Source organism: Maricaulis sp. D1M11, from assembly GCF_047308265.1.
In the GTDB taxonomy this organism is placed as follows: Bacteria; Pseudomonadota; Alphaproteobacteria; order Caulobacterales; family Maricaulaceae; genus Maricaulis.
Map to the genome: position 1 here is coordinate 379831 of NZ_JBKQWY010000005.1, position 9129 is coordinate 388959.

Consider the following 9129-nt stretch of genomic DNA (forward strand, 5'->3'; position numbering starts at 1 on the left):
TCCAGTTATGTAAGTCTTGATGGCACAGTGATTCTTCAGGACAGGGACCTTGGATTATGGATTGGGACAAGCTGAAAACCTTCCACGCGGCGGCCCAGGCCGGGTCACTGACACGGGCCGCAGATCTGCTTGGCCTGTCGCAATCGGCCGTCAGCCGTCAGATCGCAGCTCTGGAAGATGATCTGGGAGTCACGCTGTTTCACCGTCATGCGCGTGGTCTGATCCCGACAGAGCCTGGCAATCTCCTATTCGAAGCGTCCAAGGACATCTCCCGGGCCGTCGCCATTGCAGAAGCCAATGTGCATGACGCCCGCGACGAACCTTCCGGCGGGCTTCGCGTGACCGGACCCACGGCCTTTGGTGCCATCTGGCTCACGCCCCGCCTCGGACAATTCCACAAGGACTATCCGCAAATCCGCCTCCAGTTGATTCTCGATGATCATGAGATTGATCTGGCCGGACTGGAGGCCGAGGTCGCCATTCGCCCCTTCGCCTCTAGCCAGAATGATCTGGTACAACGCAAGCTAATGAGTGGCACCCAGCACCTCTACGCCTCTCGCGACTATCTCGATGCTCATGGCATCCCGACCAGTGTGGAAGACCTCGACCACCATCCAATCATCCACTATGGCCCGCCCCATCTTGCGCCCATCCCGGGGCTGGACTGGGCGGCCCATGTCGGTCGGGGTGAAAAACAGGAGCCCCGTCGCGCCGCCATGCAGGTCAATACGCTCTATGGCGTGATGAAAGCGGTCGTATCAGGCATGGGAATTGGCGGTCTGCCGGACTATGCCGCCCGGGAAAACCCGGCCCTCGTGCGTATCCTGCCCGAAATCGACGGCCCCAGCTTCGATTTCTACTTCGTCTATCCAAGCGAGCTGCGAGGCTCCCGACGTATCGCCGCCTTCCGGGATTTTCTCATCGAACAGGCGCGTCTCTGGGAGAATTAACCCCTCTCAGTTGCATGGCGAAAATGTGTCATCGTCCCGTTTTTGCATAGCAACCTTGCCATCATGTCTCTGGTGCTGCGCCGCAGCAGAGGGCATAAACCCCACCAGACGCCGCGGCGACGCGGCTCGTTCTTCTCATATCCGTCTCCTCCCCGAACGGTATGTGAATGGCGTCCGATTGTGCCTCCCCGTGATCCGGCGCCTGTAAATTTTGCTTCCGAATTCTCCCCTCTGAGAAGCAAAATCTGTTTAGCCCCGACCACCTCCCCGGTCGGGGCTTTTTTTTGCCTGAAATCGACGCCGCAGCACAAAACACCCCCGCCCGAATCGGACAGGGGTGTCGCTGATAGGTAGGATTTCGCATCCAAGAGGACGGGCCCTGGGGCCGTCATCGAGTCCGCTAGAGGCTGGAGCGCAGCATCCAGGCGGCTTTTTCATGCGCTGTCAGACGGGGCGTCAGCACGTCGGCACTGGCTTCATCGCCAGTCTCTCCGGCCAGGGCAAGCGCCTGGCGAATCGATGACACCACGGCTTCATGACCCGCGACCAGATCTGCAATCATGGCATCAGCCGTATCAGCCGTGCCTTCCGCGGTCAGACTCGCTGCTTCGCTCATCTCGGCATAGGACCGTGGTGCCGCCACACCCAGCGCCCGGACCCGTTCCGCCAACTCGTCGGTCGCGGTCCACAATTCATTGTACTGCGTTTCAAAGAGCGTGTGCAGGTCATGGAAACGCGGACCCGTGACGTTCCAGTGATAGACATGCGTCTTGAAATACAAGGCGTAGGTGTCTGCCAGAACGGTGGTCACGGCGTTTGCCATCGCGTCGCGCTGGCCGGCATCAAGACCCATATTGATATTCATCATACACCTCCGTTTTGACCCGGACGGTCCAGGTCCTGTGTTACAGGGCGACCGAACGCCGCCCCGTTGAGGAGGGTTATGCATGAGCCCGCGGACACTGGCCAATCGAGTTTAAGCGTCCGAGCGATAGATTTTATCTATCTTCAAACGAGGGACGCACAAAAACGCTGGATACGCTTGCCGGCCTCGATCAGGCTCTCATCATCCGTTGCGTAGGAGATGCGGAAGCCCGGGGCCTGTCCGAACGCGACGCCCGGCACGACGGCCACGGCTTCGGCCTCAAGGAGAGCCGCACAGAAATCCGTATCCGTCTTAATCTCGCTGCCATCCGGCGCTGTCTTGCCGATCAGCGCCGTGCAGTCGGCAAACACATAAAAAGCGCCTTCCGGTTTGGGCGCGACCAGCCCGCCCGCATCATTGATCGCAGCGAGCACCAGGTCCCGGCGACGCTTGAACGCAGCATTGCGCTCTTCCAGGAAAGAGTGATCGCCATTGAGCGCTTCGACAGCCGCCCACTGGCTCACGGAACATGGATTGGACGTGGTCTGGGACGCCACCTTGCGCATCGCGGCGATCAGGGCTTCGGGCCCTGCCGCATATCCGATCCGCCAGCCCGTCATGGAATACGCCTTGGACACACCATTCATGGTGAGCGTGCGTTGATAGAGACGCGGCTCGACCTCAGCGATCGTGGCAAAAGTATAGTCGTCATAGACGAGGTGTTCGTACATATCATCCGTCATGATCCACACATGCGGATGATCGAGCAGGACATCGGCCAGGGCCTGGAGTTCGTCCGCGCGATAGCCCATTCCCGTCGGGTTGGACGGGGAGTTGAGGATGAGCCAGCGGGTCTTCGGCGTGATAGCTGCCGACAGTTGTTCCGGTGTGATCTTGAAACCCGACTCGATCGTGGTGGTGACCGGTACAGGCACGCCGCCCAGCATGCGGGCCACTTCCGGATAGGTCACCCAATAGGGGGCCGGAATGATAACCTCATCACCCTCATTCAAGCTGGCCATCAGGGCGTTAAAGATCACCGGCTTACCGCCCGTTGAGACGTGCACCTGTGACGGCGTGTAATCGAGACCATTATCCCGCTTGAACTTTTCGACAATCGCCTGTTTGAGCTCGGGAATGCCATCAACCGCAGTGTATTTGGTTTCACCGCGTTCAATCGCTGCAATCCCGGCCGCCTTGATGTGTTCGGGCGTGTCGAAATCCGGCTCGCCGGCGCCGAGCGAGATCACATCCACACCCTTGGCCTTGAGATCACGCGCCTTCTGGGTCACGGCCATAGTGGCGGACGGCTGGACACGTGACAGGGCGTCGGACTGCTGGAAGCTCATGATCTGCTCCTCGAATTGAAAGGGTCATGCCGGATGGCTGGTCGCGACCCTAATCCGCAGCGCCTCCTGCGCCAATCCCGAAACCGGTGCGATACACAGCTCATTCGTGAAACACGCCATGCCTTTTTGTCGACTGAGTACGGAGCCAGCCGCCCCGAGCCCGTGCCCGTGCCCCTGCCCGTAAATCGCCTTATTCCGTCTTCGCATGGCCGCAAACACGCCCTTCTCCCCCCTTGATCGAGGATCAGTGTCACAGATGAAGACAACGGGGGAGTTGAGATGAAACGCGCACATTCATCATCGACGACACAGTCACTCCTGGCCCTGGCCCTGGCGGTTGGAGCCTTTACAGCCTGCATCATCCTGTGGGCGGACACACAGACGATCCAGTCCGGCGACACACTCGCCGCCTCCAACCCGCTCTATATCGACGGATTAGGAGACGCACGATGACAATCGGACTGGTCAGCCTCGCCGGCGCTGCCATCTGGGTCCTGCTGCAGGACGGCGAGCGTCTCTGGTAAGCCCTTGCGGGCACGGTTTTACCGGATCGGCACCCTCCCCGGGCCTGGTCCGGACCCGATGCGGCATCCCGCCCGACACGGGATGGGCCGCATCACATCTTGAGCTTCAGCGGGCCTGCCCATTCGGCGCGCTGAACCTGGAATGACCGGGCTGTTTCATGGCCCTGGACCGCGTTGTGGTCCGCAGCCCGGTCATTCCGCATCTTTTCCCGCCGACATCCACATGCGTGCAACTTGCCGTCCTCACGGCGACTTACCACATCGTCATTTCGCACCCGCTGGCCCTCATGCCATGGTGGCATCCGGCTGCGGACACGGGTATGCGAGGCGTGGGACGCGGGCCAGGGAAGGGCATGCTCAGATCGGCGTGGATGAATTGGGAAGAGGCCAGGCGCCGGCAAGTCATTGCCGGGGCAGCGGCTTTGCTCGCCCACATCATCATGCTCGCCCTGATCTTGATCCTGCCCCGACACGCCCTGCCCCGCGGTGTCGCAGTGCCAGCCGTCCAGGTCACGTTGATTGAGACACCCCAGCGCGACACGGCCCAAGAGACACCTGAAGAGCCGGTCGACGATCCGGTCGAAGAACCGGAACCGGACACACCCGAGCCCGAGACTCCCGAGCCTGAAACTGCCGAAGCAGAGAGCCCTGTACCTGAGACTCCGGAACCGGTCCCGTCGGACCCTGAACCCCAGATCCTCGAAGACACGCGCGACCTCCCGGACACATCCCAATCCCGGGCTACTCCGCCTGCCGCCCCGGCACCGGCCGCCGCCTCGCCGGTCATCAATCGCCGGGCCGAAGACGAGCGTCAGCCCGGAGAAACCCACGAGGCCTATCTCATCCGTCGCTGGACCGCGATGCGCGATGACGCGCCCCTGCCCCAGGGTGCGTTCAACGGAGATTTGCGCATGGTCTTGCGCGATGCCTATTGCATGACCAGTTCTGCCACGACCCGGGCGCTGGGCGATTGCCCCGAGGGCGCCCATCCCGACGGGCTGCCCATGCTGCAATATGCCGGTGACCATCATAATATGGCGGCGCTGCAGGCCGCATTCGGTCTGGATCTGACGCCGGAACAGATCCGCGAACTGTTTGCGCGTGAAGGTTTGCGCCCGCTGGATCTGACCGGTCAGGACGCTCTGCCGGTGGGGTCGCCCGCCTATCTCTCGCCCTCTGACGAAATGGGCGGACGTCTGCCCACGCTGGACCCGGACCCCGCTTTCGGGGATTGATCCCGTCTGCAAGCCATGCCTAATGACGGCATGAATTTCCTCTCCGATACCACAGCCCCCGCCCATCCCGCGCTGATCGACGCCCTGGCCCGCGCCAATACCGATTTTGTGCCCAGCTATGGCGCCGACACACTCAGCGCGCGGGTTGAAACGCGGTTGAAAGAGATCTTCGAGACCGATCTCAAATGCCTGTTCGCCATTTCGGGCACGGCGTCCAACGCGCTGGCCCTGTCCGTGCTCTGCCCGGGACACGGGGCGATCCTGTGTCATGACGAGGCGCATATTCATCGCGATGAACGCGGCGCACCGGAATTCTATACCGGCGGCGGCAAGCTCATCCCCTTGCGTGGCGATCATGCAAAGATTGATGGCGAGGAGCTGGACCGGTATCTCACCGAGATCCCGGAGGGTTTTGTGCATACCGCGCCGGTCCGCGCACTCTCCCTGTCCAATCTGACCGAGAGCGGCACGGCCTACTCCCCCGACGAGGTCCGCGCACACACCGCCCGCCTCGCCGGTCGGCCCGCCTTTGCCCATATGGATGGCGCACGTTTCGCCAATGCCCTCGTCAACCAGGGCTGCACCCCCGCCGCCCTCACCTGGAAAGCCGGCATTGATGTCCTGTGCCTGGGAGCCACAAAAAACGGCGCGCTGGGTGCGGAAGCCGTGATCCTGTTCCCCTCCGTCATGGACCGTTTTGAAGAGCTGCAGGTCCGGCAGAAACGCGGCGGGCATATGGCACCGAAAATGCGCTTTCTCGCGGCCCAGTTCGATGCCTGGCTGGAGGATGATCGCTGGCTGGACCTGGCCGCCCATGCCAATCGCCAGGCCAGTGATCTTGCCGCCCTGCTCGCAGCCCAGCCCGGTGTCACGCTGGCCCATCCGGTCGAGGGCAATGAAATTTTTGTGCGCCTGCCGGAAAATCTCGCCGGAACGCTGCGCGAGGCCGGGGCCCAATTCTACACCTGGCCCGATGGATCCTCGCGTTTCGTGACCAGTTGGGCCACGCAGGACAACGATATCGCCGCCCTGCGCGACGCATTGAGCTAAGCCCGGCCACGCCCTTAATCGCGATAGCCAAACTAGAACAAAACATGTACATTTACGTGTGTCGGCCGCGATGACCCGCTCCGGTTTATCGCGATCAACGACATGCAGATCCGTGCACGGTCATTGGGCGGTGCTGGCACTGGACGGTGCTGGCGCTGGACGGTGCTGGCGCAGGACGGCGCGGGCACTGGACGGTGCTTGCACTGGGCGGTGCGGGCCCGAGCGTCAGGAGGGCGTGTGGCAGCGAGAGGCGTGAATAATCGAGCCGGGCGGGACGTCTTGTAAGAGCGGGAAAACTCGGGAGAGCGGGAAGTCTGGGAAGAGCAGGTGGACCGAACGCGATTGGTCGACCGGAGACACCGAAGGGTTCGGCCAGAAGGGTTCGAACAGATGCGGTCGGACAAAAAATGGGAGATCGGCATGGCCGCGACAGGGATATTGATCCGGCTGGACCGGGTACGATTTGACGAATTTGGTCGGCTCATCCTGGCGGATGCGACCGCAAGGCGCGGGCTGGACAGCCTGTTTCGCCGGGCCGATGCCCTGGCCTGCCGGTCAGGATGCGGCGCGCCGCTGAGCTGCGATACGGCGCTGATCTGCCGGGAAGAGCTCACCACTCTGGGGCCCGAACTTTTGATCAATAATGCGGATTTCGCGACCATTATCCGAAAGCGCAAGGCGGTGGGGGCCCGCGATACGGTGATCGTGTTCGAGGCTTATCAACGCCTCGTGCCGGGGACACCCGACACACAGGCTCCGGGTGCGAACGCTGGCCCGGTATAGCGGACGGCCTCGGGAGAGTGGACGGGCGTGCCGACTGGCTCAGTATAACGGACAGGCTTGGGAGGCGCGCAGGCTGGGGGCCGAGCGATAGTTCGCCTAGCAGGCTTCGCTATCTTCCTTGTCGGTGGAGCGACGCCACGGTCCGCGATAGCGCGGATCCTGACGGCGGCGGCGATCGGGACCGAAATAGGTGGAGGCTTTGACAAACCGGCGCGGGCGTTCAATCAGCGCGCTGATACGGTGATAGAGATCGACCGGACGCACGGGTTTGGCCAGGTATTCATTCACACCGGCATTGATCGCCTCGAGCACTTTCGAGCGATCCGTATGACCGGTGACCATGATGATGGGCAGGTATTTATTGGCACTGTCCGATGCGGTGCGCACAAGGCGGGTAAATTCCAGCCCGTTCAGATCGCCCAGCATGTAATCGACCAGGGCGAAATCCGGGTTCACATCCCGCATCGTCTCGAAAGCATCGGCCGCATCGCGCACTTCCACAATCGTGCGCACGCCGAACCCCTGCAGAATCGTCCGCAGAATGGTCGACATATGGGCATTATCCTCAACGATCAGGACGCGGATACGGTCGAAACTGCCGGACATGGTTTTCCTGGGCGCACGGGCGAATGAACAAGTTCACGACCATCATGCCCGGCAGGGCTTAACCGAGTGTTGACTCTGTTTGCCCGCCTCAGGCGCGGCTTTCATCATCCAGGTCGTCGGCGAGCCAGGCCCGGATTTACTCCGTTTTGGCCCGGAAGGCGTGCAGATCCGCCTCCCGATAGAGAAGGAGCGGGCAGGTCGCAAATTCGCGCGACGTGGGGGTCTGATCCACACTGACCAGATGACCGGTCTCGTCCATAATCGGTCGCACATGATGACAGCGCGCCCCCTGTGTTTGCAACGCCGCCGCCAAAGACCAGTGTCCAAAAGCCAAAGCGGGGTCCAGCGCCGTTCCCAACCTGTCACTCAGTTGATCGAGTGGTGCACCCGCATTGATCAAAATCTGCACCACCTCGCCATGTCCGTTCCCTGCCGCCATCAAGAGCGGGAATGTACCTTTGTGTTCGTTGACCTGACGGACCGTCTCGCCCCGCTCGGCCTCGGAAAGAGCCGCCAGAATGCGTTCTACCACCCCGAAATGACCATTCTGCGCCGCCATCAACAGCGGGAATGTACCTTTGTGTTCGTTGACCTGACGGACCGTCTCGCCCCGCTCGGCCTCGGAAACAGCAGCCAGCAAGGCCGCCACCACCTCCACATGACCATTCTGCGCCGCCATCAAGAGAGGGAAGCCCCCATCCACCGGAGCGACCTGCCGTACCGCCTCGCTGCGTTCAGGCTCGGGAATGGCCGCCAGCAAATGCTTCACCACCTCCGCATGACCATTCTGCGCCGACATCAAAAGCGGGAATGTACCTTTGTGTTCGTTGACCTGACGGACCGTCTCGCCCCGCTCGGCCTCGGTAAGAGCCGCCAGAAGGCGTTCTACCACCCCCACCTGACCATTCTGCGCCGCCATCAAAAGCGGGACTGTACCTTTGTGTTCGTTGACCTGACGGACCGTCTCGCCCCGCTCGGCCTCGGAAAGAGCCGCCAGAAGGCGTTCTACCACCCCCAAATGACCATTCTGCGCCGCCATCAAAAGCGGGAATGTACCTTTGTGTTCGTTGACCTGACGGACCGCCTCTCCCCGCTCGGCCTCGGCAAGTGCCGACAACAAGGCCTCAACCACCACCGCATGACCATACTGCGCCGCCATCAAAAGCGGGACTGTACCTTTGTGTTCGTTGACCTGACGTACCGCCTCTCCCCGCTCGGCCTCGGGAAGTGCAGTCAACAAGGCCGCCACCACCTCCGCATGACCATCCTGCGCCGCCATCAAAAGCGGGAAGCCGCCGTTGTCGTGGCATTGCTGTACGGCCTCGCCCCGCTCGGCCTCGGAAAGAGCCGCCAGCAGGCGCTCCACCGCCTCCGCATGACCCTCCTGCGCCGCCATCAAAAGCGGGAAGCCGCCATTGTCGTGGCATTGCTGTACGGCCTCGCCCCGCTCGGCCTCGGAAAGAGCCGCCAGCAGGCGCTCCACCGCCTCCGCATGACCCTCCTGCGCCGCCGCCAAGAGCGAGAACAGGCCATTTTCGTGGCATTGCTGTACGGCCTCGCTACGCTCATCTTCTGGCAGTACCGCAAGCAAGACCATCACCACCTCTGCATGACCATTCTGCGCCGCCATCCCTAGCGGGAAGGTACCGTTCTGCATATTGACCTGACGTACCGCTTCACCCCGCTCCGCTTTGGGCAGTGCAGCTAGCAAATGCTCCACAATAATCGCATGACCATTCTCCGCCGACATCAAAAGCGGGAAGGCAC

General features: G+C 61.9%; 9 protein-coding genes. 5 read left to right on the forward strand and 4 right to left on the reverse strand.

Annotated features, from left to right (window positions below; translation table 11 throughout):
* Positions 1-56 precede the first annotated feature (56 nt).
* Positions 57-950, forward strand: coding sequence for a LysR family transcriptional regulator (locus RMQ97_RS10920; RefSeq protein WP_413660909.1), 894 nt, complete (start codon positions 57-59; stop codon positions 948-950).
* A gap of 400 nt (positions 951-1350) precedes the next feature.
* Here RMQ97_RS10920 and RMQ97_RS10925 read toward each other — a convergent pair whose 3' ends face one another.
* Both RMQ97_RS10925 and RMQ97_RS10930 read right to left on the reverse strand, forming a co-directional pair.
* Positions 1351-1815: a Dps family protein gene (locus tag RMQ97_RS10925; protein ID WP_413660910.1), complete on the reverse strand. Its 465-nt coding sequence runs from the start codon at positions 1813-1815 to the stop codon at positions 1351-1353.
* Positions 1816-1958: 143 nt separating this feature from the next.
* Entirely contained in the window at positions 1959-3164 is a 1206-nt protein-coding gene (locus RMQ97_RS10930) for a pyridoxal phosphate-dependent aminotransferase (RefSeq protein ID WP_413660911.1), read from the reverse strand.
* 279 nt (positions 3165-3443) lie between these two features.
* Here RMQ97_RS10930 and RMQ97_RS10935 point away from each other — a divergent pair, with 279 nt between their 5' ends.
* The 4 genes from RMQ97_RS10935 to RMQ97_RS10950 all read left to right on the forward strand — a co-directional run bounded on the left by RMQ97_RS10935 (position 3444) and on the right by RMQ97_RS10950 (position 6756).
* On the forward strand, positions 3444-3617 hold the full coding sequence (locus tag RMQ97_RS10935; protein ID WP_413660912.1) for a hypothetical protein: 174 nt from the start codon (positions 3444-3446) through the stop codon (positions 3615-3617).
* A 424-nt stretch (positions 3618-4041) separates the two neighbouring features.
* Positions 4042-4923: a hypothetical protein gene (locus RMQ97_RS10940; protein WP_413660913.1), complete on the forward strand. Its 882-nt coding sequence runs from the start codon at positions 4042-4044 to the stop codon at positions 4921-4923.
* Between the two features lie 15 nt (positions 4924-4938).
* Complete coding sequence (locus tag RMQ97_RS10945; RefSeq protein WP_413660914.1) at positions 4939-5973, forward strand: threonine aldolase family protein; 1035 nt, start codon at positions 4939-4941, stop codon at positions 5971-5973.
* A 390-nt stretch (positions 5974-6363) separates the two neighbouring features.
* Positions 6364-6756, forward strand: coding sequence for a hypothetical protein (locus RMQ97_RS10950; protein WP_413660915.1), 393 nt, complete (start codon positions 6364-6366; stop codon positions 6754-6756).
* Positions 6757-6852: 96 nt separating this feature from the next.
* Here RMQ97_RS10950 and RMQ97_RS10955 read toward each other — a convergent pair whose 3' ends face one another.
* Complete coding sequence (locus RMQ97_RS10955) at positions 6853-7362, reverse strand: response regulator (RefSeq protein WP_413660916.1); 510 nt, start codon at positions 7360-7362, stop codon at positions 6853-6855.
* A 136-nt stretch (positions 7363-7498) separates the two neighbouring features.
* On the reverse strand, positions 7499-9129 hold a 1631-nt coding region (locus RMQ97_RS10960; protein ID WP_413660917.1), incomplete at its 5' end, for an ankyrin repeat domain-containing protein.